This is a genomic window from Acidipila sp. EB88 (assembly GCF_003858395.1).
In the GTDB taxonomy this organism is placed as follows: Bacteria; Acidobacteriota; Terriglobia; order Terriglobales; family Acidobacteriaceae; genus EB88.
The window spans coordinates 36,578-62,709 of the sequence record NZ_QWEV01000002.1; the positions used below are offsets into that span (position 1 = coordinate 36,578).

Here is a 26,132-nt window from a genome sequence, read left to right on the forward strand (position 1 = left end):
AGTTGCGCACTGGAGGCAAACGTTAGCTGCTGGCAGGAGCACCGCTCGCCTTCATCTTGGCGGTACTGTGTATTGGCACAGCGGATGTGATCTACTCACTTCGCAAGACTGCTGTCAGGAGCGATGCGGTCATTTATGCCTTCCGCCAAAGATCGCATTTACTGGATACGCTGCGGGGACTAATGGTTCGATCTGCCCTGTCGCCGGCCAGCGGAAGCGACCGCGCCATGGATGCGAGCGAATTACCTGTAGCGCATCTTGAGGCTAACGAGGTTCTTGCAGAAATCGGCAAATCCCTCGAAGCAAGTGGCGAGGGAGCTACAAAGCAGCAGCTCACCGAACTAAAGAGTTCCATCGACGAGTACTGGGACTCTCTACCCAACATCCGTGAGCAGAACGGAAAGCTTCCACCGTCGGTACAGCAAGCGGCAGGGTCGACTGGCCGAAGGCAGATCAGGCACATCGCTCGCCAGATCAGCGCGTTGAACCGAGAACAGCAGGACCGTGCCGAGACACGAATTCAGGCCGAGCAGCATCGATTGCAAGGTGAAGTGCTTCTCTCCTCATCACTCTCGCTGGCTGTCGTGCTGGCGCTGATCGTTGGTATGTCCTACCGGATAAGAAGAACAGAGCGCTATGCCGAGACACAATATGCCAACGTTGTACAGGCTCGAACCGAACTCCGGCATTTTGCGACCCAGCTCGAGCATGCTCAGGAAGAAGAGCGGCGTACCCTATCGCGTGAGCTTCATGACGCATTCGGACAGACGATGGCGGCAGCACTCGTTGAGCTCAGTCGCATACAGAACGAAATGATCGACGACGACGGAACAAAGGCTCAGCTTGCGCGTGTCAAGTTGGAACTCGAAGGAAGTATGCGTTCGATCCGGGATATCGCCCTGATGCTGCGCCCTTCCATGCTCGACGACCTAGGCCTGGTTCCGGCCCTGCGGTGGCAGGGACGCGAGGTAGCTCGAAGATCGGGACTAGCTGTAAGGGTCAAAGCAGACGATAACAGCGAGTCGCTGCCAAATGCATACCGAACCTGTATTTACCGCATCGTGCAGGAAGCTTTGCACAACATCGTCAAGCATGCTTGTGCCGCATCTGCTGTTGTCGTGTTCAAGTGGGCAGACGATGCGCTGGTGTTGACGATCGAAGACAATGGCAAGGGATTCAGTCCGGCGTCAGAAAAAGGTATGGGGCTGCTTGGCATTGAAGAGCGAGTCGGACGGCTTTCGGGCCATGTGCAGGTAACGTCTCTTATGGGCAAGGGAACATACATCCATGTCACGCTTCCGCTCCCTGTGATGGCAGAAAGGGAATTGATGTGACGATTCATATCGCACTTGCAGACGACCATACCGTGCTTAGAGCCGGACTGAGATCACTTCTAGACCGCCAGCGTGACTTCGAGGTCGTCGGTGAAGCGGGTGACGGGCGCGAGCTGCTTCGGGTCGTGGATGATACAACTCCAGACGTTGTCGTCACTGACATCGGCATGCCGATGCTGAATGGGACGGAAGCTACCTCCCAGATTGTTTTGAAACATCCGAAGACACGCGTCATTATGCTTAGCATGCACAGTGACGAAGCCTACGTGCTTCGTGCATTAAAGGCAGGAGCGCGAGGGTATTTGGTGAAGGAATCCGCTGAAGCAGATCTCATGGCGGCGATCAGAACCGTCCATGCGGGAAAAGCTTTCTTTAGCCCGTCCGTCAGCGCGTTGCTGGTTGAAGATTACGTGCGCCAGATGCGTGATCGCGGTCTTGAAGATAGCTATGAGCTACTTTCGGCGAGAGAGCGGGAGGTGCTGCAGCTCATCGCTGAGGGCCAAAGCAACAAAGACGTCGCGGCACTGCTCGGCTTGAGCGTGTACACCGTAGAGACCCACCGCGGAAACATCCTGCAGAAGTTGAATCTTCACAGTGTCCCGGAGCTGATCCTCTATGCCGTGCGGAAGGGTGTCATTTCTTAATCGGGAACCTGATCAAAATCGGATTCAGGCGCTGTGTGACATTTGCGATAGACTAGCCCCACTGGACGGTTTATGAACGCATCCTCGACAGAGCGAAGATCCCTGCAGTCGCGCCTTCTCTTCGTCACTTTGATGTTGTTGCTGAGCTCTGCCGTCTTCAGTTGGGGGCTTCACTACAAGCTTTCTCTATACCATCCTACAACCCAGTCGTCTGCCCAAGAGCCTGCAGCTAAGCTGCTTTCTCCCGAAGAGCGCTTGACTACGCCGGCGCACCAACTGGCTCAGCCTACGCCTGTTCTGACTCCCATCCTGATCCTGTCAGCTTTGTTCGCTTTCGCGATATTTCCCACCCGAATTTTGGAAAGGGTGCGACTTACCTCCCGGCATAGCTTAATGAAGCCGAGCCGAGCTCAGGCCTTATTTCGGCGTCCTCCGCCCCCTGCATTCTTATACGTCTAGTGGCTGCGATCTAAAAATCGCTACAGCATCCTAAGTACAAGATTGCGAAGCAGTGCTTCGCCTATGGTCAACTCCTATGCGAACGATTCGCAACGCGTCTGTGTTGCGCTTTCTCCTGCCTCCAGCGGCCAGCATGCTGCTGGTCGTTGGTTGTCACTCCGATGCGCGCTCTAATAGCGCTCCCGAAGTTCCTCCAGCAGTGGCTGTGAGTGCTGTGCAGCGTGGCTCTATCTCTCATGTGCTCAGCGTAGCGGGCCAGTTTCAGCCCTACCAGGTGGTTGAAGTCCACGCAAAAGTTTCGGGTTACATCCGCCGCATTAACGTGGATATAGGCGATCGTGTCCATGCAGGCGAGACACTTGCAACGCTTGAAGTACCTGAGCTGAATGCGCAGTATCGCGGCACGCAGTCTGAAGCTCTACGTAGCCAGGACCAGATTGCACAGGCGCAGCATGATGTGAGTCGGGCAGAGGCGCAGCACGCGGCGCTGCAGGCTAACTATGACCGCCTTGTTCAGGCTGCAAGGGCGCAGCCCGGATTGATCGCGCAGCAGGAGCTCGATAACGCATGTGCGCAAGCCGACGCGTCGGCCGCGCAGGTCGACTCCGCGCAGGCTGGACTTGCGGCTGCTCGCCAAGGGGCCGACGCTGCCACCGCGGATAAGGAACGTGTCGGCGCACTTCAGTCGTATACCACCGTTACCGCACCGCTCAACGGCGTCATTCTCTGGCGCTACGCTGACACCGGTGCACTCATCCAGGCAGGAACGAGTTCGGACGTACAAAGCCTTCCCTTGGTCAAGCTTTCGCAGAGCGACCTACTGCGTTTACGTGTTCCTGTGCCTGAAGACGCAGTCGAGTACGTCCATGTCGGCGATTCCATGCAGATAAGGGTGGATGCGCTTGGCCGCTCCATCACGGGCAAAATCGTCCGGTTTACCCGTGACGTGAGCCTTGATACGCGCACCATGCAGACCGAGGTCGACGTGCCGAACAAGGACCTCAGTATCACGCCCGGTATGTATGCCAACACTTATCTGCAGCTGGCTCATCGCGAAAACATCCTGACGATTCCACTCGGCGCGATCCAGGGTGACGGGGCCACCGGCACGGTCCGCGTTCTTGACGCGACGAACCGGCTCGCGACTCGCAATATCCACGTCGGTCTTCGCGGCTCGCTACTGGCGGAGGTGGTGAGCGGTTTGCAGGAAGGAGATCGTGTCGTGCTCGGTGATGCAAGCGGCAACAAAGATGGAAAGCAGGTGACACCGCGGCTTGAGCATGAACCAACGAGCGACATCATGCATGAAGAAGGCGGCATGATTGATCCTCAGGCCGCGCAGCAGGCTTCGCAGCCAGCGACCGACCAGAGCGCACGGAAAGGGAGCGAGAACTAATGCCAACCTTTGCCCTTCGCTATCCCTTTTTCATCATCATGCTTTGCCTGATGGTGCTGGTCGTGGGCGTCGTGAACGTCACAACCATGCCGGTAGACCTGTTTCCCAAGATCGATATCCCGGTGGTTGTAGTTGCTACCTTTTACTCCGGCATGCCGCCACAGCAGATTGAAGCCGACATTACGGACACCTTCGAACGCTTCTTTACGCTTGGCGCGAACATCGATCATATCGAGTCACGTTCGCTTACCGGGGTCAGCCTCGTAAAGATTTACTTTAATCCGGGCACCGACGGAAATGCGGCGCTGAGCAACATCTCAAACCTCGCGATGGCCGATCTACGGAGATTGCCGCCCGGAACGCTGCCTCCTGTCGTTCTCGGTATGACGGCATCGAGTGAGCCGGTCTGCCTTGTCACCTTGAAGGGAAAAGGGCTGAACCAAACGCAGCTGAAGGACCTGGCGCAATTCCAGGTACGTAACCAGATCGCAAATGTGCAGGGGGCCTCGGTGCCGCAGCCGTTTGGTGGTCGATATCGACAAATACAAGTGTATGTCGACCCGCTCAAGCTGGAAGCACACAACATGAGCCTGATGGATGTGGTGGATGGTGTGAACCAATCGAACCTCATCCTCCCCGCCGGCGATGTTCGCATCGGCACGAAGGATTACAACATCTACGCCAACAGCCAGATGCCAAATGCGGAGGAGATGAACTCCATGCCGCTCAAGTCTGAAGGCAATGCATCAGTGCTGGTAGGAGACATCGGTCACGCTGAAGACTCAGGCGCGCTTCAGACCAACATCGTTCGTATCGACGGACAACATTCTGTGTATGTCCCGGTCTTGAAGCAGGGCGGCAAGAGCAACACAATCCAGATAGTGAACGGGATGCGGGCGGCCATCAAGCACCTGGTAGATATCCCAGATTCTCTTAAGACGGCTGTAGTGTTTGATCAATCCAAATTCGTCAAAACTGCGATCCATAATCTGTTGAAGGAAGCAGGCATTGGCCTCTTTCTGACCAGCATCATGATCCTGGTCTTTCTTGGCAATCCCCGGGCAACGATCGCAGTGCTTCTTTCCATCCCGCTTTCGGCGTTGACCTGCCTGCTGCTGATCAGCGGCATGGGTGGCACGATCAACACAATGCTACTTGGCGGACTGGCACTCGCCTTTTCGCGGCTCATCGATGATTCGGTGGTCGTTTTAGAAAACATCTTTCGCTTCATGGAGGAAGGAAAGGAGCCCGAGGAAGCAGCACGAGAAGGGGGCATAGAAGTGGCCCTGCCGGTGCTCGCCGCTACCTCGACGACTTCCATCGTATTCTTCCCGGTCTTCTTGCTGAGTGGAGTCAGTAAGTACATCTTTACGGACCTGGCACTCGCGGTCGTGTTCTCGATCTTTGCGTCCTACCTTTTCTCGATGACAGTGGTTCCGCTGTTTTGCGCCAAGTTCATTCGGATACACAAGGACGACAACGCCGAGAAGAAGCCAAATATCTTCAAACGATTCGTCGTATGGTTCAACGGCGAGTTTCAGCAGATGCTTGCGGCCTACGAGACGTTGGCATATCGCGTGCTCAGGCACCCGGGCTGGACAACTGCTGTGCTTCTCGGCAGCATTGCACTCATCCTGCTTGCGCTGAGCCCTTTTGTTGGCCGTTCGTACTTCCCGAGAACAGATCCAGGGCAGTTCGTGGTCAACGTCAAAATGCCAAGCGGTACACGCATCGAAGTTAGCGATCAGTATGTGGCGCGCATAGAAAATATCATTCGTCAGGTCATTGCTCCCAAGGACCTCGACATGATCGTCTCCAATATCGGCATCACTCCCGATCTCTCAGCGATCTACACGCCCAATGCCTCCATGGATACGGGCTTCATCCAGGTTTCTTTCAAAGAAGGTCAGACAGTTGGAAGCTATGCGTACATCGACCGCGTCCGGGCCCGGCTTGCATCGGAAATGCCTGAGGTAGGCACCTATTTTCAGGCTGGCGGACTCATCGATTCTGTAGTAAACCAAGGGCTGCCTGCACCACTCGATATCCAGATCAGCTCGAATAATCAGGACACAGCATTTGCCACAGCCAAGCAACTTGCCAACCAGCTGCGTAGCCTGAGCACTGTCAGTCAGGTATACATCCCCCAGGACTTGAAGTATCCGGGACTTGAACTCGACATTGACCGACAGCGAGCTAGTCTCATCGGCCTTTCCCCAAAGAACGTGGTCGACAACGTGATCACCGCGCTTACATCGAACGGCGTGATCGCGCCGAGCTACTGGATCGATCCCGAGACTGGCAACAACTACATGCTGACCGTGCAATACTCCACTAAGCAAATCGGCACGATGAACATGGAAGAGCTGCAGGACATTCCCCTGCGCGGAGTGGGCTCCTCTGCGTACACGCCTTTACGCTCGGTCGTTTTCACAAGAAAGATCGATACGCCCACGGAGGTCGATCACTATCAACTTCGGCGCGTGATCGACGTCTATGTGCAGCCGAAAACGGAAGCGCTGAACCTTATCAGCAAGCAGGTCAACCAGACGATCGCAGTAGCACACACGATCAAAGGCACGCGGATCACCGTTCACGGAGCGGTGCAAAGCATGAACAACTCGTTCGAGCGTTTTGGCTTAGGACTGCTGCTCTCCGTAGCCTTGGTGTACCTCATCCTAATGGCGCAGTTCAAGTCCTTTATTGAACCGTTCATTATTCTGATGGCTATCCCACCTGGGCTTGCCGGCGTGGTCATGATTTTGCTCTTTACCGGTGCGACTCTCAATGTCATGTCACTGATGGGTGTCATCATGATGACCGGCATCGTTGTCTCTAACAGCATTTTGATCGTCGAGTTCTCGGGCGTTCTGCGCGGCCAGGGAAACAACATGGTCGATGCCGTAGTGCAAGCCTGCAAGATTCGTCTGCGTCCAATCCTGATGACTTCGTTGGCCACTCTCCTTGGCATGATTCCGATGGCTCTTGGCCTCGAAGCAGGTAGCGAACAGTATGCACCCCTTGCTAGGGCGATCATCGGCGGCCTTGCTCTCTCCGTCGCGGTCACTGTCTTCCTGGTCCCGGCGGTGTACTTGCTGGTGCATGGGACGATAGAGCGTCGTGGCACCGCAAACCCACAGGAGTCAGCATAGCCATGGCGATGCGTTGCTTTCTCGTTCTTTTTCTTGCTTCCACCATAATCGACGTTGTAAGTGCGGCGGCACAGGCAATGTTCCAACTTCCAGCCGCTCCCTATGCTTCACTGGCTTCCAACACACTCAAGGGGACACTAACGACGTCGTTACCGAGTGTGCCTACTACGTTGACGAGTGAGGAAGCAGAGCAGCTTGCTCTCCGGAACAATCCTCGCGTGAGCATCAGTCATCTGCTTGCACTTGCGCAGCATCAGGTACTGCGTGAGTCACGCGCCGGCGAGTTACCGCAGGCCAATGGTAGTCTGACAGTTGTAGCAGCCAAGGACGGAAGCCGTATCGCCTCGGGCGCACTAAATGACTCACGCCTCTTTCAGCATGCCGGAGGTGGTGTGGAAGTCGATCAGCTCTTGACTGACTTCGGTCGCACTTCAAGCCTGGTGGCAGCCGCGCGTCTTGAGGAGCGCTCTCAGCAGGCCGGCGCGCTGGCCACCCGACAAGATGTGACACTTGTAACAGATCAGGCCTTTTACGATGCACTCGAGGCACAAGCGCTGCTCGAGGTTGCGCAGCAGACAGTGAACACCCGTCAGGCGACCAGTGGGCAGGTCGGTCAACTCACCAAGAACAATCTGCGTTCTACTCTCGATCTGACCTTTGCCAACGTTGATGTGTCCCAGGCGCAGCTACAGCAACTAGATGCGGTTAGCAATGCGAGCGCCGCTATGGCTGCGCTTGACGAAGTCCTGGGGCTCGACCACGAGATCAACTACAGGCTGCTCGATGATGGACAGGCACTTACTGCTCCACCTCCGGACGCTCAGATGCTGATCCAAACTGCGCTCGCGCAGCGTCCGGATTTGCTAGCAGCTGATCTTCACCGCCAGTCGCAGCAGGTGTTCAGCAAGGCACAAAGTGATCAGAATCGGCCCACCATCAGCGCACTCGGAACGGTCGGTGGAGATCCTGTGCGTCCAGGACAGTACTTCACATCCAGTTGGGATGGAGCTGTGGGTGCGAATATCAATATTCCTATCTTTAATGGATTTCTTTTTTCGGCGCAGGCACAGGAAGCGCAGCTTCGCGCCAATGCAGCGAGTGAGCAGACCCGTGAGCTTCGCAACAACATCGTGCGTAATGTCCAGACCGCTTGGCTCCAGGCAAACAACGCCTACCAGAGAATCAGCGTGACGGAGCAGTTTGTTCAGCAGACCAACCAGAGTCTCGCTTTAGCGAAAACCCGCTATCAGCTTGGGCTCGCGTCTATCGTTGAACTAAGTCAGGCGCAGCTTCAACAGACACAGGCGGCGATCAGCCATACGAATGCACAGTATCAGTACAGACTTGCACTCTCCACGTTGAACTACCAAACCGGAGTACAACCTTAGATTGCCTTGTGCATATACATTCTTTCTCCGAGCAGCCCCCGAAGCACGACCCAACTCCTCATCCGCCGTCGTGAGGTACTCACGGACTGTGTCGAGGTTGCCATTTATCCGAGCGAGATAAATCAGGTTCGTCACCGACTCCAAGGGATTGTTGACCTCATGTGCGATCGAGGCCGCCGAGCTTGCTCAACGACCCAGTTTCGAGCGCAAACAGACGTCCATGCGCAGGCGCGAGTTCAAGCCAGACTGCGGTGAGAATGCGAAGAATATGTGCATGTGCAAACAACGCGACCGTACCGCCTACGCTTAGGCATCGATCGATGACTGCCTGAGCGCGCATTCCGACTTCATCTACCGTCTCGCCTTGGGGCAGGTGACCGGTCCACACCGACCAGCCCGGCGTTTCCCTGCGTATCTCTGCAGTCGTTCTTCCCTCGTAGAGCCCGTAATCCCACTCACAAAGATTAGCTTCCACGTGGGCGTAGTCGGCAAGCCCCGCCAGGCGACAGGTCTCCTGCGCGCGTTGCATCGGACTTGTTAAAACCGTGCTGAACCTTCTGCCATTGAGGTGTTTGCCGATGGTCAGCGCTTGTTCTCGACCTCGTTCGGTCAGCGAAATATCTGTACGGCTGGTATGTGCGCCAGAGAGACTCCACTCCGTCTCGCCATGGCGTAAAAGCCAGAGCTGAATTGCTTTCTCATTCTGCATCTGGGTCATCCTTTCTTCTCGCTCCATGTCATGCATCGCCGTCCTAATCCAGCAAGTGCTCGGATCGCTCAATCCTGAGCGCCTCTTCAATCTCTTCTTTATCGATGGCAGCTTCTATTCGAGCTTCTTCCCCTCGCAGGAACATAATGCGAATGCTCTTTAGGTGGTTTTGGTTCCGCTTCAGAAATGTCTGTAGCAAGTCTTCCTCGCCTATCAGTTCAAGACACTGAGGCAATTTCGGCGGCGGTATTTCACTGTTGTCCATAACCAGCTGCTGATTCTTGAGGTAGCCACCGATCACTCGGTGAAGCAATGCTTGCTCGATACCTACCTCCTTCGCCTGCTGGAGCAGATATGAGCCAAGGTTTTGCGGCAGCATGCGACGCCACCATGAATCGTGTTTAAGAACCTCGGAGGCACTAAAGTAAAGGCGCAGTACTGCGAGATCAGCCATTTCAAATCCTTTTAGAAGATCAAAATCATCGACGTCAGCTAAAGCATCAATGTCTTCCTCCAGCCTGCCCTTTGCTACAAGGGCGAGGGAGAGGCCTTCCTCATACACAAGTGCAGAGTGCTTGCTTTGACCTACACGCTGAGCATGGTAGATCCCGGAATGCCCGGAGAACAGATAGCTCACCACGCAGGCAATCGCCGCGAAAGATCCGGCTTCTGGCCCAAACAATTCAACCGCCATTAGGCTGGAGGAGATGGGTGTATTCGCTGCGCCAGCGAACACGCCCACGAAACCCATTGCAGCGAGCAACGACGAAGGAAGCGGGAGCCAGTGGGAGAGCGCATTGCCAAGCGTGGAGCCAATAAAAAAAAGGGGCGTGACCTCCCCACCTTTAAACCCTGCTCCGAGAGTCAAAGCCGTGAACCCAAACTTAGCGGCAAAGGCGTACCAGGGCAGGCGGCTGGTAAAGGAAGCCACTATCGTTGGAATGCCAAGGCCGACATAGCGAGTGGTATGCGCAGCGAAAACAGCAGCCGCGACGAGTGCGCCACCTAAGAGAGGCCTTGCTGGACCCCAGGCAATATGCTTCTTAAACCAGTGCGAGATCGCATGCGTAGTCTTTGCAAAGAGCATGGCTGTAAGCCCAAAGCAAATTCCCGCAGTAATGGCGGCTATAAATGTGATGGGTGTGAGTTTAGAGACGCTCGAAACGACGTAGAGGGTATGGTGGACGCCCCATGCGTGGGTGATGTAGTCCCCAACAAAGGCTCCTACAAAGCATGGAAAAATCGCGTCGTATCCGAGTTTGCCGATCGCAAGTACTTCGATTCCGAAGATTGCTCCTGCAAGGGGGGTGCCGAAAACAGAGCCGAAGCCCCCGCTGATACCAGCCATGAGGAGAATACGGCGGTCTTTCGCATTGAGCCCGAAAAAGCGTGTCAATTGATCTGCGAGCGAGGCTCCAGTCTGGATTGCGGTTCCTTCTCTTCCCGCAGAACCACCGAACAAATGTGTCAAGAAGGTACCGAGCAGGATGAGTGGTGTCATTCGCAGCGGAATTGTGGCTTGCGGATCATGCACCTCTTCGAGAATGAGGTTGTTGCCTGCCTCGACTGACGAGCCCAAATATTTGTACAAGCACCCAACGAAGAGGCCAGCCAAAGGCAACAAAGCAATCAGCCAGCGATGTGACTCTCGCAGCTGGGTTGCCCAGGCAAGCGAGACGAGCAGCACTGCAGAAGCTGTACCTGCTAGAGCACCTGCAACTGAGGCGATAAAGAGCCAACGCACCAAGTCAAACAGGAGGTGCGGCTGCTCGAGTTTTGCCAGGTTTTTTCTGTTGAATTGCAAGCGAGCTCCTACGAGGAATCGTAGGAGTCATCAGCGCCGGCAGAAGCCAGAGCGGTTCAGGCGAACTCCATCACCTTGTGCTTTTGGAAATGGTAGGTGATCTCCCAGGCCACGTCAACAAACAGGAAAGTTCCTGAGGCGCTCCAGACGGCTCTGCAGGCTCTTGCCGATGCTTAGTTCCAAGTGGTAGCTTTCCCATTAGGTGATGGATTCCACCTTAACCGCCCTCAATCGACGGGCTAATGATTCCTACCGTCAGGGTGGGAATTTGTCTTCAGGCAGCTCCCACTCTCGAAAAAACTGTTTTGAGAGAGAAGGAAGCGTGTATGAACGACAAACTAGAAAGAACTACACCCTTTTGGAAGATAGCTGCAGCCTGGATTGTCGTGGGTGTCCCGTTTGCCTGGGGAGTACTAGAAACGACGAAATCGGCAATCCGGATATTTCTGAAGTAAGTCTTCGAACTTTCAGATATGGGAGCTGCGATCAATATACGTCTTCTGTTCAGGCAGCCTGCACGATTTTCGTTTGAGCCACCCGGCAAGCCTGAACATCTCTGTTCCTCTGCGATGTCTGGTAGAGACGATATGCGTTCAAGGATCTCAGTTGCTGCTCCTCGTATTGCATCGACCTCAGCAGGGGAAAGGTCGCCTGAAAACCTAGTGTAGAAATCAAAGTAGTTTGCCGAGACTCGATAGGAATAGTGTCTCCATTGATCCGCGAATTGCGGTCGCAAGAGTTTGCACGCTTCCCTAAACGGGCTCGGCGGCTCTCCATGAGAAGCCTGCACCGAGGAAGAGCAATGCGCGGCCCTGTGCTGCGTATGCCAAACCTTCTTCAAGTTTCACGTGCTGATCCTCCGATCAGGGATGTGCTCTTTGGGTATACCGTATCGCCACGTTGCATCATTGGCTGCAGCCTAGTGGCATAGGGTTGATTTTTGGTTTATGCTACAGGCAATGCCGAAAGTAGTAAAGCCTAATGCTACACATCACCCGCCGAAGGGACAGACGGTGGGGTACGTGCGGGTGAGCAGCTTTGAACAGAATGAGAGCCGCCAGCTCGAAGGGCTGGAGCTGGACCGTGTGTTCCTAGATAAAGCCTCGGGCAAGAACATTCAACGCCCGCAGCTCGAAGCATTGATGAAGTTCGTCCGGGAAGGCGACACGGTTGTGTGTCACTCGATGGATCGCCTGGGCCGCAATCTGGTGGACCTCCGAAAGACGGTTGGCGAACTGACTTCGCGAAAGATCGGTGTGCGGTTTATTAAAGAGAACCTGACTCTCACCGGCGACGATTCGCCGATGGCGACGCTACTTCTTAATATGATGGGCTCGTTCGCGGAGTTTGAAGTGGCGTGGAGTCGGGAACGACAGCGAGAAGGGATCGAGCTGGCGAAACGAGATGGCGTCTATAAAGGGCGCAAGCGCTTGCTGACGCCGGATCGGGCGGCTGAGCTGACTCGTCGTCTGGGTTTGGGTGAAAGCAAAGCGGCCCTGGCGCGTGAGTTCAAGTTGGATCGGACGACGGTCTACCGTTACATCGGACGGGCAAAGGCGGAACCTGGAAGGGCAGGGAAGTGACACGTCTCGTTCAAAGGGTGATGCACTGTCCGTGTGGGAATCCGAGGATCCTAGCGCTGGGATTGTGCTCGACCTGCTACACGCTGAAACGGCAGGATGAGGAGTATTTCGGCGGTCTACGGGAAGCGGTATTGGAGCGAGACGGCTATCGTTGCCGGGTTTGCGATGCTTCCGGTCGCGACAAACGATCCATCGTTGTTCACCACCGGGTACCCGGCAAGTCGGTCATGAACATGATGCTCTCACTTTGTCCTGGCTGCCATGCAAAGATCCACCGTACCAAAGCGGTGCTCTCGGCGATGCCGCCGCTGCTCCTGGAATTATGGCGAGAGCAGCATCCAAAGGGGCATGAACAAACAAGCCTGGTCTTCAATGTAAAGAAACCGGGTCCGCAGCGGGTACCGCTCTTTGATTTGAAGAAGAACCAAACGTGACTTGTCGCGCCACCCTCAGCATTCGCAGACCGCTCCCTTGCTGGCTTCCCTTGCTTCCTTCAGAACAATGGGCAGCAGAAGCAGCGCGGCCACCGAATCGGCCCACGAGAGATGGAAAAGAAAGTTTGCCAGAAGCCCCACGAGAGCGATCCACGACATATAGGCGCAGACGTTGCTTTGCGCGGCGTCGGCCTTGAGAGCATGGCTTCCGGTCTCATGGGCCAGCCTCCTCTTCGCTCTTCCGAGCAGCGGCATGATGATCGCAGCTGCAACCAAGAGCACGATGCCTAATCTGGACGGTTTTGGTTGAAAAGCTGGCCTGACGAGGCTTAAAGCAGATGTGGCAATGATGTACGTCGCGAGCAGGTACAGGAGTATGCCAGAAATCCTGGCAGCACGTCTTTCCGTTCCCGGTCCCAAAGCGAAACGCCGAAGAACAACAACAGCCGACATGAGTTCGATGGCGCTGTCTGCGCCGAAGGAGGTTAGCGCAACGCTATGGGCCTGGATTCCTGCGAACAATGAAACGCATAGTTCAATCACCATCCAGCCTATCGTGATGAGCTGCAGCCTTTTCACTGTGGAGGTTTGCTGTTCTGATGTGGCTGCGGCGACTCGTTCCATGGGCTTCCACCTGACTGTTGTTCTGGAAAGCTCTATGACAAGAAAGGCTTTCAGGTGCATCCTGCCGAGGATGCACCTGGGTTCGTTACCGGTCCATTCGTTCGAGAATAGGGCCGAGTAGGTATGCGACGAAAAAGCCTCCGCTCCAGATGAGAGCCGATCCCCAAAGGATAACCCGACTTAGCTTGCTGACTTCTCCGCAAGTGGTTGGGTCATCCGCCGCGCAGACTTCCCCTTGTTGGAGCCGGGGCGCAATGACATACGTCATCACAAAGCTGGCTGTGATGAGCGTTCCGGCGATGCTGAAAGTCCATATTTTGTGCCGGGAGAGACTTACAAGCCACGGTGCTGCTGAAAGCAGGGAAGCGACAGTCGTTCCCAATCCAAGCAGGACGAGGATAGAAGGCAGCGCACAGCAGATAAGTGTGCTGAACGAACTGAACAGAGAGAAATAGTTGAGCAGGGCGGCTCGTCTGGCCCTGCGTTCCGGCGCGAGAGGGAGAGCGGTCGAGGTCATTGCGCCTCCGCAATCGTCGTGTAACGCAAGGTATCCGGCACCTTGCCTTTCGCGGCCTGTGGAAGCGTTCCTGAGACCGTAACCATCTTTCCGAGCAGCGCGGCGATGTCACCAGGAGCAGCGGCTGGTTTTAGAGCAAAACGGTCCTGCGTCCCTGCCACCTCAAAGAAGGGCGCTGCTGAGGTGCCAGTCACCTTGCCTCGCGCAACGATAGTAGCGTCCTTATGGGTAAACCCGTTCTTCTCCACCGCTTCGTTGAACTGGTGCATGGAAGCGCTGCTGCCTGAGCTGAGCTTGACGGAAACGAGGCCGGTGTTGAGGTCTACATCGACCGTGTTCACTCCCTGGATGCCTTTCATGGAAACGTGAATGGCGTGGGCGCACGGCGCGCAGTCCATGCCGAAAACGGTGAGGTTCACCTGTTGATATTCCGCGTGAGCGGCGAGAGTAGAGAAAACGAGAGCGGCTGCTGCGAGAGTCTTTTTCATGGTCAGTCCTTTCAATGGGAGCTGTTGTGTGCGGAGAATTTGAGATAGCTGAGGTTGACTGCGAAGCGGACGTGCTCCCGGCCGTAGAGACTGTCGGACGCATCCCGGTAAATGGGCGCCTGGACTCCCGCTGAAATCGAAACGGTCTTGAAAATGGCAAGGATCGAGGGTCCTAGCCAAACCGTCGTGGTGCTGCTGTTCGGAAGGATCGCCCCAGCCGTTCGCACACCGCCGGTATGTTCTCCGGTCAATTCTGCAAAGCCTCGATAGTCCCACTGGTCGTATCCTCGGCGAAGCTTTGCCGGACGATAACCATAGACACCACTCCACGAAATCGTGTCGGGCCTGCGGCTCTGCGAGGCTTCCGCAAAGCGGGTGTAGCCTCCACCAACCCAAACATACTGACTCCTGGAAGCCAAGCCAGTGGCGAGAGATCCCGCAACACCGGGGGCTCGATGCACACCGGCAAGGACGCCGGAATCCTGTTGTGGCCCCGGCACCACCACCCCAAGGGAGGCGGTGGATTCGATCCGCTTGCCTACGGTCGTGACGGAATGAAGAAAGCGCCATGAGGCTCCGGCTGACCATTCACTCCCCGGAAAAATTCGGCTTTCAGGAAGTGATCCATTGCCGAACGTGGCCGGTAGAAAGACGTTCGCGGTTATGTGCGGCGTAATGCCGTAGCCGCACCCCGTGCCGGTGGACAATTGCGAACCTTTGGACCCACTTCGACCAAAGATTCCGGCATCGCAGCTCACCTCCCCTTGGGAGTTGACAGGCGTTGCATAGCTGAAGATGGGGCCATGGTCAGAGGCAAAGGCTGTGCTCGTCAGCGCGAACGCACTGGCGAGGACCAGAAAATACTTCATTTGGAAGCTCCTTCGTTTTGAACCGAATGAAACGCAGGCACACTTAGGTATGCAGGTCTCTGGTCAAAGGGAGCGATTCAAATGCGGAGAACGGTCAGTTCTGCAACTAGCAAACCTGGCGGGGAATGCTCATCGGGATACCGTAGAACCGATGGAGGGATGCTCTGGTCTGGCGCAAAGGACAATACAACCCACTGGACGAAGGCTTGAACAAAGCTGATGTCCGATGTCGCGACTGGAAGTTGCGGGTGAGTGTCAGCCCGAACCTCCATTTTGCAGCAGCCCGTTTTCGCCATCTCGCCGCAGTTGCCGTGCATGGCACGGCAGCAGGCACGCTCTTCGTGGCTCATCCCACTGCCTGTAGCGCAGGCAAGCACCGGCGCTGCCGTGATGAGCAGCAGGAAAATCGCAACGAAGCTGACGAGCCGGCGCACTGTAATAACTATATTCCTCAGAGCTTTGCCGTTCTTAGTCGCAAAGAGTTGGCAATCACAGAGACGGAACTGAAGCTCATGGCTCCGGCGGCAATCATTGGATTGAGTAGCAGACCGAAGAAGGGGAACAGCACTCCGGCGGCCAGCGGCACTCCAATCGCGTTGTAAATGAAAGCGAAGAAGAGGTTCTGCCGGATGTTGCTCATGGTTGCTTTGCTGAGGTGTCGCGCTCTAAGAATGCCGCGAAGATCGCCGGTGAGGAGCGTAATGCCACCAGCTTCCATCGCTACGTCGGTGCCGGTACCCATGGCAATTCCGATATTGGCCTGTGCGAGTGCTGGAGCGTCGTTCACCCCATCACCGGCCATGGCCACGATTGCACCCTGCTGCTGATACTTTTTGACGACTTCAGCCTTCTGCTGAGGAAGAACATCGGCTTCGAACTCGATTCCGAGTTTGTCCGCAACGGCCCGAGCCGTGGTCTGGTTGTCTCCTGTGACCATGATGACCTTGAGGCCTGCCGATTTCAGTTCGCGGATAGCTTCGGAAGTGGATTCCTTGATTGGATCGGAGACGCTGACCAGACCTGCGGGCTTACCGTCTATGGCAACCAGCATGACAGTCTGACCTTCTTTTCTAAGAGTTTCGGCTTGGGTGAGCATAGGTGGTGCCGGGTCAATGCCCAGCTCTCGAAACATCTCCGCGTTACCTACAGCGATTTGCTTGCCGGAGATGGTTCCTTTCACACCCTTGCCGGTGATGGAGCTGAATCCCTGCACATCCGTAAGGGTGAGCTTCTTCGCTTCGGCTCCCTTTACGATGGCCGCTGCGAGAGGATGCTCGCTCGAACGTTCAAGGCTCGCGACGAACTGCAAGAGGTCAGATTCGCTGGTGCCTGGTTGAGGAAGGACCGAAGCAAGGGTCGGCTTGCCTTCGGTGAGGGTTCCGGTCTTATCGACAATCAGCGTGTTCACCTTACCGAAGGTCTCCAAGGACTCGGCATCGCGAATGAGGATGCCAGCTCCGGCCCCCCGGCCCGTACCCACCATGATGGCCATCGGAGTAGCCAGTCCCAGGGCGCACGGGCAAGCGACGATCAGGACCGCAACGGCGTTCACAAGGGCGTGTGCAAAGCGGGGCTGAGGACCAACCAGATACCAGACGATGAAGGTGGCTACCGCTGCGAGGATCACTGCGGGAACGAAGAAAGACGCAACGCGGTCGGCAAGCCGCTGGATTGGCGCACGGGACCGCTGCGCCTGACTGACCATCTTGACGATCTGGGAGAGAAGGGTATCCGCACCGATCCGCTCAGCCCGCATGACAAAGCCACCTGTGCCGTTCACGGTGCCTCCGGTGACTTTGGCCGCAACATCTTTCTCGACAGGAATTGGCTCGCCGCTGACCATGGACTCGTCAATCGAACTATGTCCCTCCAGCACCACGCCATCGACAGGGACCTTCTCGCCCGGCCTGACCCGCAGCCGGTCGCCCACCTGAACGTGATCGAGCAGCACGTCGCTTTCGCCACCCTGTTCGTCCAGGCGTCTCGCAGTCTTTGGTGCCAAACCCAGCAGCGCACGAATAGCACTGCCGGTCTGACTGCGGGCGCGTAGTTCCATCACCTGTCCCAGCAGGACCAGCGCAATGATGACGACCGCAGGCTCGAAGTAGAGCGCGATCTCGCCACCTTCCGCATGAAACGATGGAGGAAAGATCTGGGGAGCTATCGTAGCCACGGCGCTATAAAGGAAGGACGCCCCCGTGCCAAGCGCGATCAGCGTGAACATATTGAGGTGGCGGTTCACGACCGATTGCCAACCTCGCACAAAGAACGGCCAGCCACACCAAAGCACGACGGGCGATGCCAGCGCGAACTCGATCCAGGCCCAGGTCCGGGCTGCCAGCATGTGCTGCAGCGGCATGGAAGGGAAGAGGTCAGAGACCATGAGCGCCAGCAGGGGCACGGCCAAAGCGACGCTGATCCAAAAGCGACGCGTCATGTCCGTCAGCTCGGGATTCGCCTCTTCCACGGTGGTCTCCCGTGGTTCAAGCGTCATACCGCAGATGGGGCAGTTGCCCGGCTCCTGCCGGCTGATCTGCGGGTGCATCGGACAGGTGAAATCGCTCCGAGTGGCCGGTGCCTTCATGGTGGCGGGTTCGAGCGCCATGCCGCACTTGGGGCAGGCACCCGGCCCCATCTTGTGAACTTCGGGGTCCATGGGGCAGATGTATTCGACGTTCTCCTGGCCCTTGGGCGGCAAATCTGCGGATTTTGCAACCGGTTGCAAATAGCTTTTGGGATCGGCCGCGAACTTTGTGGCACAGGAACGATTGCAGAAGTGGTAGGTCTTTCCTTCAACCTCCTGCGAGCTCACAGCGTCCTGCGGTTCAATCATCATCCCGCACACGGGATCGCGTACTAACTCAGCTTCTTGAACCTCTGCCATGGCTTGCTCCTGTAAAACTCCGGATGCGGCAGACTGGCAACACTTCGCCAGTTCACCGCCCCGGGCCTCTTACTTCACGAACTGCTGGGGGTTGGCGTCGAACTTGCGCTTGCATCCTGGGGCGCAGAAGTAGTACGTCTGGCCCTGATACTCGCTCTTGCCCGCCGCTTCGTTTGAGTCGATCTGCATCCCGCACACGACATCCTTCACCATTTGGCTCGTCTCCTTCGTTTTGGTTCCGCTGCAACAACACATGGGCTTTTCTCCTTACCCATGCAGACGCACGTGCCCGCTTTCTCTTACACCTGGCGTTTACAGGTGCAATCCAGGCATTTGTGATCTGCGCACGCACCGCAGACCTGGGTGAGCTTCTTCGCCGCCGCGCGGCGCGCCCGATGCAATCGGACAGAAGCGTTGTTCGGCGTTGTGCCCTCGGCTTGTGCGAAGTCTGCAATCGACTCGCCTCCAAGATCGATCCGCTCCAGGGCGGTCCGGTACTCCGGCTTGAGGGTCTGGACCACGCCTCCTACGCAGGCGCACAGATTCGCCTCGTCCTCGGTTTCGTAGCTCAGGGGAGCTTCCGCCACAAACTGGTCGTGGGCGCGGGTACGGGCAGCGTTCCTGCGGTAGTGGTCTACAAGGGCATTCCGCAGCATGCGATAAAACCATGCCACCACGCTTTCGGTGTTCTGAATCTGCCCGCCTTTTTCGAGCGCCTTCGTGTAGGCCGCTTGCAAAATGTCCTCTGCAGCTGCGGGATCGCCGACCCGTCGTGTCAGAAAGCCGAGAAATTCCGCCCGGTGCTCCAGAAGCTGCGCGAGGAGAGCACTCGGTTCCGGCGCGGAGAGTGCGACCATCTCGATAGCCTTCATGCCATCGCCTCTTTCAGTCCTGTTTTCACGAGGATGTAGTTCATGGGATACGCGGTGAAGAAGCCGGCAATCATGGCGAACTGCATCATGAACCAGTAGCCGGCCTGGTTGGGCTGAAGGTGCGGGTGCGGAAAGATCACGAAGTAGGTAAGCAGCATCCAGCCGTACATGCCGAGCTGCCAAGCGGTGATGGAGAATGTGTCGGCTTTGATTGCAGCCCAGATGCCTTCCCAGCCTGAGATGCCTCGCATGGGTGCGATGGTGAAGTATTGGAAGCCGATGCCGAGCAGCCAGGCCAGGATGTAGTCGATCACGAAGCTGGCCCAGAGGTCCGAACCCCACAGCGTGAGGGCAAAGCCGAATACGGCGAAGTCGGCGACAACATCCCCGAGGGCGCAGCCTGCACCGCAGTGGCTGGCGGCTACACCGGTCTGAGAGGGTTTCGGATGCTCTTTGGCCTCCTTCATCATCCTCTTGTGCTCCTCCTCGGACATGCTCTGCTGCGCATCCTTGGCCTTTTTACGGCCGATGCGGAAATAAGCCCAGAGCGCGAACACGCTTCCGTATAGAGCTGTCACCGGCCAGACGATATTCATCACACCCATCTTTTGAGGATGCCGCACGATATCGACTGCGATCACAATGGAGCAAAAGAATGCGATTCCGAGCGAAATCCAAGCTATCGTTTCGAACATGGGTCACCTCAATGGGAGTGGTCGTGGGGAGCTTCGCCGTGATCCATCGGCTCCTCCGTGTGAGTTAGCACCTTCTGCTCTTCGGCAGGGGTGAGTTTTGGCAGATGTCGGACGTAAGCGACCATCTTCCATGCGTGTTCATCGTCATCGCCGGGTTTCCCGAATGCTGGCATCCCCGACCAACGAACACCGTTCTTGATGACCCAATAGAGTTCGCCATCGGACATCTCCTGTGTCTCCTCAGAGCGCAGGTCGGTGGGACGGGGATACATGATGCCGTGAAACTTCGGGTTGCCGGTGCCGTCGTCGCCATGACAAACCGCACAATGCTCCTCGTAATGCCCTCCGGCTTCGATCAGGCTTATGCCATGTGCAGAAAGAGGATTCTGCAGCTCTCGTATCGCTCGGGAGTCGAGCTGTCGTAGGCCTTCATCGCGATGCTGGCTTCCATGTTTGAGGGCTCCGGCCGAGAGCTGAACCCCCCGTGCCAGAGCACCCCGAAAGCGACGACAACCACCACAACTCCTGCCAGAGCTGTGGCGGCCCAAACGTTGATCACTCGCTGCATAGTTCGCTGCCCCCTCGTCGGTTTCATCACTGGTCCGGTCCGGGCGCAGTCGGCAGGTTCATCGTGGTTGAATCCTGACCGATGCTCATGGGCTCGTCCAACCCGTTCATGAGCGTGTAGTTCTGAAGAGCAATCGCGGCTCGCCACTCCTCGTTGAGGGCCTGGATGTAGGTAAGCTGTAGCGTGAAAAGCATGTGCTGGGCGGCAAGGACATGAGGATACCCCTGTGCCATCTGTTGGTATTTTGTGACCTCCAACTGGTAAGCGCGCCGGGCGCGGGGCAACATTTCAGTGCGATACCGCTCTGCGGTGAAGCGGGCCGTCTGATACTGCTGTGCGTAGGGTTCTGCGCGGTTCCGAGTGAGAAGCTGAGTCCGGTTTACATCATGGTGTGCTCGATCCAGTTCAACCTTCGCCGCTTGAATGTTGCCCTGATTGCGATTCCAGAGAGGAAGTTGAACGCCCGCCTCTGCAAAGCTCATCCAACCTGCCTTGATGTTCGTCGATCCGAGAGTCTCACCGGAGTACCACTCGCCCGCCTTGAGGTTGAGATTTGGCACTCTCTCTCGCTGTGCAGATTTGACACGAGCCTCTGCAACGGCGACGTTGGCTTCCGCCTGCTTCACAGCGGGGCTTTCCTGCGTGTCAGTAACGACCATCCCTTCGGGATCAAGCTCGGGAGGTTCGACGAGGCTGCCGGTTAGAGGCTGCGGTGCGAGAGAGCTTTGACCCGAGTAGGTTGCGAGCTGAGTAAAGGTAGCCAAGAACATGCGCTGCGCGTTCACAAACTCTACCTTCGCTTGTTCTGCGGCTATTTCAGCGTTTAACACCTCGGAAGAATCGGCCTGACCGACCCTCTCCAACTCGTGTGCGTTGGTTTGAGCGTCGAGGGCCACTTTAAGCAGTCGGTCATGGACAACGACTGATTGCTGGGCTGCGAGAGCGTCGAAAAATGCTCGCGCAACGTCGTTATGAATGCGGGCCTTCTGGATTTCCACGGCGTACTCATTCGAGCGTCCTTCGGCTCGATAGATGTCCCGCCGCAGAGCGAGCTTCCTTCCAAGGATGAACTCCTGAGAGAAGAACGCCCCTTCTTCGCCTCCGTGATACTCGCCTCCCCGGATGTGATCTCCCGAATAGCCGACGATTGGATTGGGGGGAAGACCCATCTGGCGGGCCTGTTGCCTGGAACGGTCAACGTTCCTCTGCGCTTGCGATAGCGTTGGGTTGGTCTTATCGGCCAATGCGAGGAAGTTCTCAACCGTCATCGGTTCCCGGCTAACGACATCCCTCAGCAGTTCCGGGGCGGGCAGGTCACTGCCTGTACGGAAGTCGATCGCTTCGGGTTCCTGCAACTCCTGGATAGGCAGCTTGGTAGAGCTAGCGTCGCTGGCCGGACCGGGTTTGCCCTGGGGCTGGTGGGCTTGCTGTTGGAAGGACTGCGTGACGCTATCGGCCGCGGCTTTAGCTTTTGCGTCTCCGGCGTCCTGACTCATGCTCTTCATATCGCCAGGCATTGGGTCGGGTACGTTCTTCCTGCGATTCGGTTTTGGAGCCGGAGCTTGTTGAGGTTTCGGCGGCGGTGGGTCCATCTTCATGCCGGGCATATCCGGCATGGACTGTTGAGCCTGTAGGGTGCAGGCGCTTGCGGCAATGGCGAAGCTAAGCGCCAGATTCTTGATTTTCATGTCTTCTCCTGGACCCGAAGGTCCAAACTTCGGTGCTTCGATTCAGGTCTAGCCGCGCGTACCCTTTTGAGGAGTGGCGTAGAGGGAGACATAGGGATCGTTGGGCCGGTTCGCAGTGCGCATGGCAGAGACAACCTGGTCGTACTGCTCCGGAGGAAGCACCCGGATAAACGTCATCATGCCTTGCATAAATCGCGACCAGTTCGGTCGAAGGCCAAGGTTTTCAGGCTTCTCGACCAGCTTGTCCATGTTCATCATCGGACCTTCCATGTACGCATCCTGGGGAAAGTTCGGGACGTTGTTCGCACTTGGAGAGGTCTCGCCCATCTGGGCCTTCATGCTGTCGGAGCCCATATCGAAGGCGTCGAGATTGCGCTGCTGCTCCTGGCTGAGCTTGATGCCTTTCTTGTTCTGCTCCTGCATCATGCCCATCATTCCGGCGTCGAGATGGGTGTTCGCCAGTGGACCGTCCGGAGCGGTAGCTTGAGTGCCAGCACCGAGTGATGCAGCGGGAATGGCTGGATCTCCGGTAGGCTTCGGGGCACTCATGTCCATGCCTTTCATCCCACCCATGCCCATTCCGGCCATGTCGCCCTTCATCTCGTCGCCGTTCTCACCGCGCGGGGTAATCCGTCCATGGCTGTCGTCCCCGCGCAATCCTTTGCCGCCCGGATACCCTGCCATGCGTGTCATCGGACCCGCCTGCGAGGCCATCTGGTTCATCATGTGGTGCGGGAGATGGCAGTGGAGCATCCAGTCGCCCGGATTGTCTGCGACGAACTCGACGTTCCGAGTCTGGGCCACTCCAACGAGCACTGTGTTGCCTGGCCACCAGGCCGTCTCCGGTATGCGGCCCCCTTCAGTACCGGTGGTGTAGAAGGTGTGCCCATGAATGTGCATCGGATGATGATCCATGCCGAGGTTTACAAAGCGAATCCTTACGCGGTCGCCCTGACGAACGATGAGGGGCGTGGCCAACGGACCTGCTTTACCGTTCAGCAAGAGCCAGTTGAACTCCATCATCATCGTGTTGGGAGTAGTCGAGTTTGCGAGAACCGCATACTCCTGGAGATGGATCGCGAAATCTTTATCGCAATGAGGACGGTAGGGAACTCGCGGGTGCATGATAAACGCGCCCAGCATTCCGGCAAGCTCCTGCATCGCCATATGCGAGTGGTAGAAGTAGGTTCCTTCCTGCTTGATGAGGAAGTTGTACGTAAAACTCTGGCCGGGACGGACCGGCTCCTGGCTGATGCCGGGCATACCGTCGTATCCGATCTGATCTTCAAATCCATGCCAGTGAAGAGAACTGGCCTCGGGCAATTCGTTCTTGAAGATGACCCGTACCTTATCGCCCTGCGTAACCTGGATCGTCGGGCCAGGTGCGGAGCCATTGAAGCCCCAGACATCGATCGTTTTATCAGGCGCGATCTGCTGCTTGAAAACGTGAGCCGTTAGGCGAAAAACCTTTACGTCGCCATCCATCTCAAAGGGGAGGTCGCCTACGTCTGTCGTCACGACCGGGGTAGTTCTCACCGCGCCGCCGCGCGTATCGATCTTTGAAAGGGAGCCGCTGCTTGTGCCTAGATAACCTCCAGAAGCAGCAACCTGGCTGGAAGTATGAGACTCGTTATGAGTTGTTTCGGCTACGGCGCGGCTTGCAAAGAGCCCCGCACCCAGACCGAAGGTGCTTTGAAGAAAAGATCGGCGATTCGCCATGTAAAAGCTCCGGAAACACAGTGAGGCGTAGAGTTCTGGCGTCTCTGGGTAAACGGAGTGATGTGCTGAGATCCAAACAGAATGGAACAAAGCGACGCACTCCTACCAGCGACACAGGGTCGGTGAGGAGAGGTCGCTGAATTAAGTGCGGAGAGTAGTGTGAAGAGAAACCGGAGAAGCCCTTTGAACAGGTGGTGGGCCTCTCACCGGCACAATGCCGCTTGGTACGGCATACGCCTGCGGTAGGAAATATAGGAGAGGAACCTGATGGCTTAGGTCAAGGCTGGTAAATGCCTGCGCATCGGACTTCAACAAGACAGGTTGCTGGGCGCAGATGTGATGAAGACAACTCTGTGCAGCTCCCGACACAACCGGCAAGCCTGGAATTGCTTCGGCAACCTGACTTTCGCCCATTCCGGGCATTGCCAACATGGAATGACTGCTTTGGGGAGAGCTGTGCGCCGCTGTGGAATGGCAGCTTGCTCCCGCACTCGCCTGGTCACAGTGGATCTGGCAAGCGGACGCAAGGGGCGAGAGCGACAGTAGTATCACTGCCAGTAAGCTCGCCAATGTCGCCCGGAAACGCATATAGATAGTATCCACTCTCAATCGCTTTGATGCCACTTGGCTCAAATCGATGCTTTTCAGATACCAAACGAAACTAAGACTTCGATAGGATGAACGAGCAAAGTGGGCTTCACTGTGAATGGAGCCTGCTCGCTTTAACGATCCATGCGTCCACGAATCGGCCCCAGAAAATAGGCGGCGAAGGACCCGCCGCTCCATATAAGGGCCGATCCCCAAAGGATGAGCTCAGCTTGCTGATTTCGCCGCACATCGTTAGATCGTCGGCTGCGCAGACTTCACCCTGCTGCAGTCTGGGAGCGGTCACCTAAGTCATGACAAAGCTTGCCGCTCTTAGTGTCCCGGCGATGCATGCAATCCCTCGTTAACCAAAAGGGTCTGCACTCGGCTCCTAATGTCGTTCCGTACCGTTCTTACATCTTCAATAGGAAGGCCCTTTGGATCACGAAGCGGCCAGTCATCCCGGCGTAGGCCGGGAACGTAAGGACATTTATCGCCGCACCCCATGGTGACAAGCAACTGAGCCTCGCGGGCTAGCTCATCGGTGAGCCTCTGAGGTCTAGTGTCGCTTAGGTCGATCCCAACCTCCCTCATAACCTCCAAGACTTCGGGATGGACGCGCAAACCGGGCTGCGTTCCGGCCGAGATTGCCCGCGCCTTGAGTGGATCGGCAAGCTGATTGAAGAAAGCGGCCGCCATCTGGGAACGACCGGCATTGTGAACACAGGCGAAAATGATGTTTTTCATAGGTCTCCTTAGTTGCTAGACCGCCTGGGGCTTGATGGCGTAGACCTTGACGCTGGCTGCGGCGGCGTTCACGTCGTATTGCGAGAGGAGCGTCGTCAGCTCCTCGTGTAGGGAAGGCTCAACGGATGCCGAAGTACAGCAAGCGTCTTCAATGACCTGGAAGGGGCTTCCCGCGTCCATGCTTGGAGAGCAGCAACCTGCCTGATTCTCGACCTTGGCATAGGCGTTGAGGTCGGCTCCGCTGTCTACGATCTCTACGTGCTTGAAGCCAGCAGCGAGCAAGCCTTCGCGGTAATCGTCAATCAGGATCGCCCCTGCGATGCAGCCGACGTAAGCCGCCATGCTCTGAGCAACCGCCTCAGGCAGATCGTGCTTCAACGCTATATCGCTGATTGCAACGCGGCCTCCCGGCTTGAGAACACGGGCGATTTCACGGAAAACGGCTGGCTTGTCCGGCGCAAGGTTGACGACGCAATTCGAGATAACACAATCGACCGAAGCGTCCGGAAGTGGAATCTGGTCGATGGTGGACTGAAAGAACTCAACGTTTGTGTAGCCGCCCTTGTGCGCGTTCTCATGCGCCCGCTCGATCATCGCCGTGGTCATGTCGATGCCGATGGCCCGGCCCTCTGGACCAACCATCTTCGAGGCGAGAAACACGTCGAGGCCGCCGCCCGAGCCTAGATCGACCACAACCTCTCCAGCTCTCAGATGAGCCGTTGCCGTGGGATTTCCGCAGGATAAGCCCATATTGGCTCCTGCCGGGATGGACGTCAGCTCGTCGGCACTGTAGCCGAACGCTTCGGCAACGGCCTTCACGCCTGCATGGTCGTTCGATAGGGTGCTCTCTGCTACTGCTCCATACTTCGACTTCACCGAATCCAAGAGCTGCTCCGACATAACCGCCTCCGAGTGATATCTGCTTTGGCGACTATATGGCTTGCGTTCGCATACGTCAATGCGTATACATGAC

General features: G+C 56.6%; 22 protein-coding genes and 2 riboswitches. Of the genes, 8 read left to right on the top strand and 14 right to left on the bottom strand.

Features of this window, described 5'->3' with window-relative positions; translation table 11 throughout:
* Window positions 1–86 precede the first annotated feature (86 nt).
* The 5 genes from D1Y84_RS00630 (at window position 87) to D1Y84_RS00650 (ending at window position 8,373) form a co-directional block, all read left to right on the top strand.
* On the top strand, window positions 87–1,334 hold the full coding sequence (locus D1Y84_RS00630; protein ID WP_233580906.1) for a sensor histidine kinase: 1,248 nt from the start codon (window positions 87–89) through the stop codon (window positions 1,332–1,334).
* Window positions 1,331–1,978: a response regulator transcription factor gene (locus D1Y84_RS00635; protein ID WP_124846806.1), complete on the top strand. Its 648-nt coding sequence runs from the start codon at window positions 1,331–1,333 to the stop codon at window positions 1,976–1,978. The genes D1Y84_RS00630 and D1Y84_RS00635 overlap by 4 nt, the downstream gene beginning before the upstream one ends.
* 664 nt (window positions 1,979–2,642) lie before the next feature.
* Complete coding sequence (locus D1Y84_RS00640; protein ID WP_233580908.1) at window positions 2,643–3,833, top strand: efflux RND transporter periplasmic adaptor subunit; 1,191 nt, start codon at window positions 2,643–2,645, stop codon at window positions 3,831–3,833.
* Complete coding sequence (locus D1Y84_RS00645) at window positions 3,833–6,985, top strand: efflux RND transporter permease subunit (protein ID WP_124846807.1); 3,153 nt, start codon at window positions 3,833–3,835, stop codon at window positions 6,983–6,985. The genes D1Y84_RS00640 and D1Y84_RS00645 overlap by 1 nt, the downstream gene beginning before the upstream one ends.
* Before the next feature lie 2 nt (window positions 6,986–6,987).
* Window positions 6,988–8,373: a TolC family protein gene (locus D1Y84_RS00650; protein WP_124846808.1), complete on the top strand. Its 1,386-nt coding sequence runs from the start codon at window positions 6,988–6,990 to the stop codon at window positions 8,371–8,373.
* Between the two features lie 157 nt (window positions 8,374–8,530).
* Here D1Y84_RS00650 and D1Y84_RS00655 read toward each other — a convergent pair whose 3' ends face one another.
* On the bottom strand, window positions 8,531–9,082 hold the full coding sequence (locus tag D1Y84_RS00655) for a histidine phosphatase family protein (RefSeq protein ID WP_124846809.1): 552 nt from the start codon (window positions 9,080–9,082) through the stop codon (window positions 8,531–8,533).
* 43 nt (window positions 9,083–9,125) lie between these two features.
* A complete protein-coding gene (locus tag D1Y84_RS00660) occupies window positions 9,126–10,886 on the bottom strand; it encodes a voltage-gated chloride channel family protein (protein WP_199726322.1) in 1,761 nt (586 codons plus the stop codon).
* A 14-nt stretch (window positions 10,887–10,900) separates the two neighbouring features.
* Window positions 10,901–10,970: riboswitch (Fluoride riboswitch) on the bottom strand.
* Window positions 10,971–11,078: 108 nt separating this feature from the next.
* Window positions 11,079–11,145: riboswitch (Fluoride riboswitch) on the top strand.
* 688 nt (window positions 11,146–11,833) lie between these two features.
* On the opposite strand from D1Y84_RS00660, the gene D1Y84_RS00665 reads away from it, so the two are divergent.
* Both D1Y84_RS00665 and D1Y84_RS00670 read left to right on the top strand, forming a co-directional pair.
* A complete protein-coding gene (locus D1Y84_RS00665) occupies window positions 11,834–12,469 on the top strand; it encodes a recombinase family protein (protein ID WP_124846810.1) in 636 nt (211 codons plus the stop codon).
* Between the two features lie 62 nt (window positions 12,470–12,531).
* The gene (locus D1Y84_RS00670; protein ID WP_233580910.1) at window positions 12,532–12,903 is read left to right on the top strand and encodes an HNH endonuclease signature motif containing protein; all 372 of its coding nucleotides are present in this window, start codon (window positions 12,532–12,534) and stop codon (window positions 12,901–12,903) included.
* Between the two features lie 15 nt (window positions 12,904–12,918).
* Here D1Y84_RS00670 and D1Y84_RS00675 read toward each other — a convergent pair whose 3' ends face one another.
* Window positions 12,919–13,527: a cation transporter gene (locus tag D1Y84_RS00675; protein WP_158615244.1), complete on the bottom strand. Its 609-nt coding sequence runs from the start codon at window positions 13,525–13,527 to the stop codon at window positions 12,919–12,921.
* Window positions 13,528–13,781: 254 nt separating this feature from the next.
* Here D1Y84_RS00675 and D1Y84_RS17775 point away from each other — a divergent pair, with 254 nt between their 5' ends.
* The gene (locus tag D1Y84_RS17775) at window positions 13,782–13,982 is read left to right on the top strand and encodes a hypothetical protein (RefSeq protein WP_158615245.1); all 201 of its coding nucleotides are present in this window, start codon (window positions 13,782–13,784) and stop codon (window positions 13,980–13,982) included.
* A gap of 58 nt (window positions 13,983–14,040) precedes the next feature.
* Here D1Y84_RS17775 and D1Y84_RS00685 read toward each other — a convergent pair whose 3' ends face one another.
* From D1Y84_RS00685 to arsM, 11 genes are all read right to left on the bottom strand, one after another.
* Window positions 14,041–14,532 (bottom strand): heavy-metal-associated domain-containing protein, encoded by a 492-nt coding sequence (locus tag D1Y84_RS00685; protein ID WP_124846813.1) that lies wholly within the window; start codon window positions 14,530–14,532, stop codon window positions 14,041–14,043.
* An 11-nt stretch (window positions 14,533–14,543) separates the two neighbouring features.
* Entirely contained in the window at window positions 14,544–15,401 is an 858-nt protein-coding gene (locus D1Y84_RS00690; RefSeq protein WP_124846814.1) for a hypothetical protein, read from the bottom strand.
* A 451-nt stretch (window positions 15,402–15,852) separates the two neighbouring features.
* Window positions 15,853–18,285 (bottom strand): heavy metal translocating P-type ATPase, encoded by a 2,433-nt coding sequence (locus D1Y84_RS00695; protein WP_124846815.1) that lies wholly within the window; start codon window positions 18,283–18,285, stop codon window positions 15,853–15,855.
* A gap of 69 nt (window positions 18,286–18,354) precedes the next feature.
* Window positions 18,355–18,498 (bottom strand): YHS domain-containing protein, encoded by a 144-nt coding sequence (locus tag D1Y84_RS00700; RefSeq protein WP_124846816.1) that lies wholly within the window; start codon window positions 18,496–18,498, stop codon window positions 18,355–18,357.
* An 86-nt stretch (window positions 18,499–18,584) separates the two neighbouring features.
* Window positions 18,585–19,157 (bottom strand): RNA polymerase sigma factor, encoded by a 573-nt coding sequence (locus tag D1Y84_RS00705; protein WP_199726323.1) that lies wholly within the window; start codon window positions 19,155–19,157, stop codon window positions 18,585–18,587.
* Window positions 19,154–19,753: a DUF4396 domain-containing protein gene (locus D1Y84_RS00710; RefSeq protein ID WP_233580911.1), complete on the bottom strand. Its 600-nt coding sequence runs from the start codon at window positions 19,751–19,753 to the stop codon at window positions 19,154–19,156. The genes D1Y84_RS00705 and D1Y84_RS00710 overlap by 4 nt, the downstream gene beginning before the upstream one ends.
* A 107-nt stretch (window positions 19,754–19,860) precedes the next feature.
* Window positions 19,861–20,400 carry a cytochrome c gene (locus tag D1Y84_RS00715; RefSeq protein WP_158615246.1) on the bottom strand — a complete coding sequence of 180 codons (540 nt, stop codon included), beginning with the start codon at window positions 20,398–20,400 and terminating at the stop codon, window positions 19,861–19,863.
* A 46-nt stretch (window positions 20,401–20,446) separates the two neighbouring features.
* A complete protein-coding gene (locus tag D1Y84_RS00720; protein WP_124846819.1) occupies window positions 20,447–22,108 on the bottom strand; it encodes a TolC family protein in 1,662 nt (553 codons plus the stop codon).
* A 48-nt stretch (window positions 22,109–22,156) separates the two neighbouring features.
* Entirely contained in the window at window positions 22,157–23,917 is a 1,761-nt protein-coding gene (locus D1Y84_RS00725; protein ID WP_233580913.1) for a multicopper oxidase family protein, read from the bottom strand.
* Window positions 23,918–24,745: 828 nt separating this feature from the next.
* Entirely contained in the window at window positions 24,746–25,159 is a 414-nt protein-coding gene (locus tag D1Y84_RS00735) for a low molecular weight phosphatase family protein (RefSeq protein ID WP_124846821.1), read from the bottom strand.
* A 15-nt stretch (window positions 25,160–25,174) separates the two neighbouring features.
* Window positions 25,175–26,059: an arsenite methyltransferase gene (gene arsM, locus D1Y84_RS00740; RefSeq protein WP_124846822.1), complete on the bottom strand. Its 885-nt coding sequence runs from the start codon at window positions 26,057–26,059 to the stop codon at window positions 25,175–25,177.
* Window positions 26,060–26,132: the final 73 nt, after the last annotated feature.

Excerpts from the sequence above, each read along its gene's own strand:
- D1Y84_RS00645 (WP_124846807.1), top strand. The coding sequence starts at position 3,833 with ATGCCAACCTTTGCCCTTCGCTATCCCTTTTTCATCATCATGCTTTGC.
- D1Y84_RS00650 (WP_124846808.1), top strand. The coding sequence starts at position 6,988 with ATGGCGATGCGTTGCTTTCTCGTTCTTTTTCTTGCTTCCACCATAATC.
- D1Y84_RS00655 (WP_124846809.1), bottom strand. The coding sequence starts at position 9,082 with ATGCAGAATGAGAAAGCAATTCAGCTCTGGCTTTTACGCCATGGCGAG.
- D1Y84_RS00665 (WP_124846810.1), top strand. The coding sequence starts at position 11,834 with ATGCTACAGGCAATGCCGAAAGTAGTAAAGCCTAATGCTACACATCAC.
- D1Y84_RS00675 (WP_158615244.1), bottom strand. The coding sequence starts at position 13,527 with ATGGAACGAGTCGCCGCAGCCACATCAGAACAGCAAACCTCCACAGTG.
- D1Y84_RS17775 (WP_158615245.1), top strand. The coding sequence starts at position 13,782 with ATGACATACGTCATCACAAAGCTGGCTGTGATGAGCGTTCCGGCGATG.
- D1Y84_RS00685 (WP_124846813.1), bottom strand. The coding sequence starts at position 14,532 with ATGAAAAAGACTCTCGCAGCAGCCGCTCTCGTTTTCTCTACTCTCGCC.
- D1Y84_RS00690 (WP_124846814.1), bottom strand. The coding sequence starts at position 15,401 with ATGAAGTATTTTCTGGTCCTCGCCAGTGCGTTCGCGCTGACGAGCACA.
- D1Y84_RS00695 (WP_124846815.1), bottom strand. The coding sequence starts at position 18,285 with ATGGCAGAGGTTCAAGAAGCTGAGTTAGTACGCGATCCCGTGTGCGGG.
- D1Y84_RS00700 (WP_124846816.1), bottom strand. The coding sequence starts at position 18,498 with ATGGTGAAGGATGTCGTGTGCGGGATGCAGATCGACTCAAACGAAGCG.
- D1Y84_RS00705 (WP_199726323.1), bottom strand. The coding sequence starts at position 19,157 with ATGAAGGCTATCGAGATGGTCGCACTCTCCGCGCCGGAACCGAGTGCT.
- D1Y84_RS00710 (WP_233580911.1), bottom strand. The coding sequence starts at position 19,753 with ATGAATATCGTCTGGCCGGTGACAGCTCTATACGGAAGCGTGTTCGCG.
- D1Y84_RS00720 (WP_124846819.1), bottom strand. The coding sequence starts at position 22,108 with ATGAAAATCAAGAATCTGGCGCTTAGCTTCGCCATTGCCGCAAGCGCC.
- D1Y84_RS00735 (WP_124846821.1), bottom strand. The coding sequence starts at position 25,159 with ATGAAAAACATCATTTTCGCCTGTGTTCACAATGCCGGTCGTTCCCAG.
- arsM (WP_124846822.1), bottom strand. The coding sequence starts at position 26,059 with ATGTCGGAGCAGCTCTTGGATTCGGTGAAGTCGAAGTATGGAGCAGTA.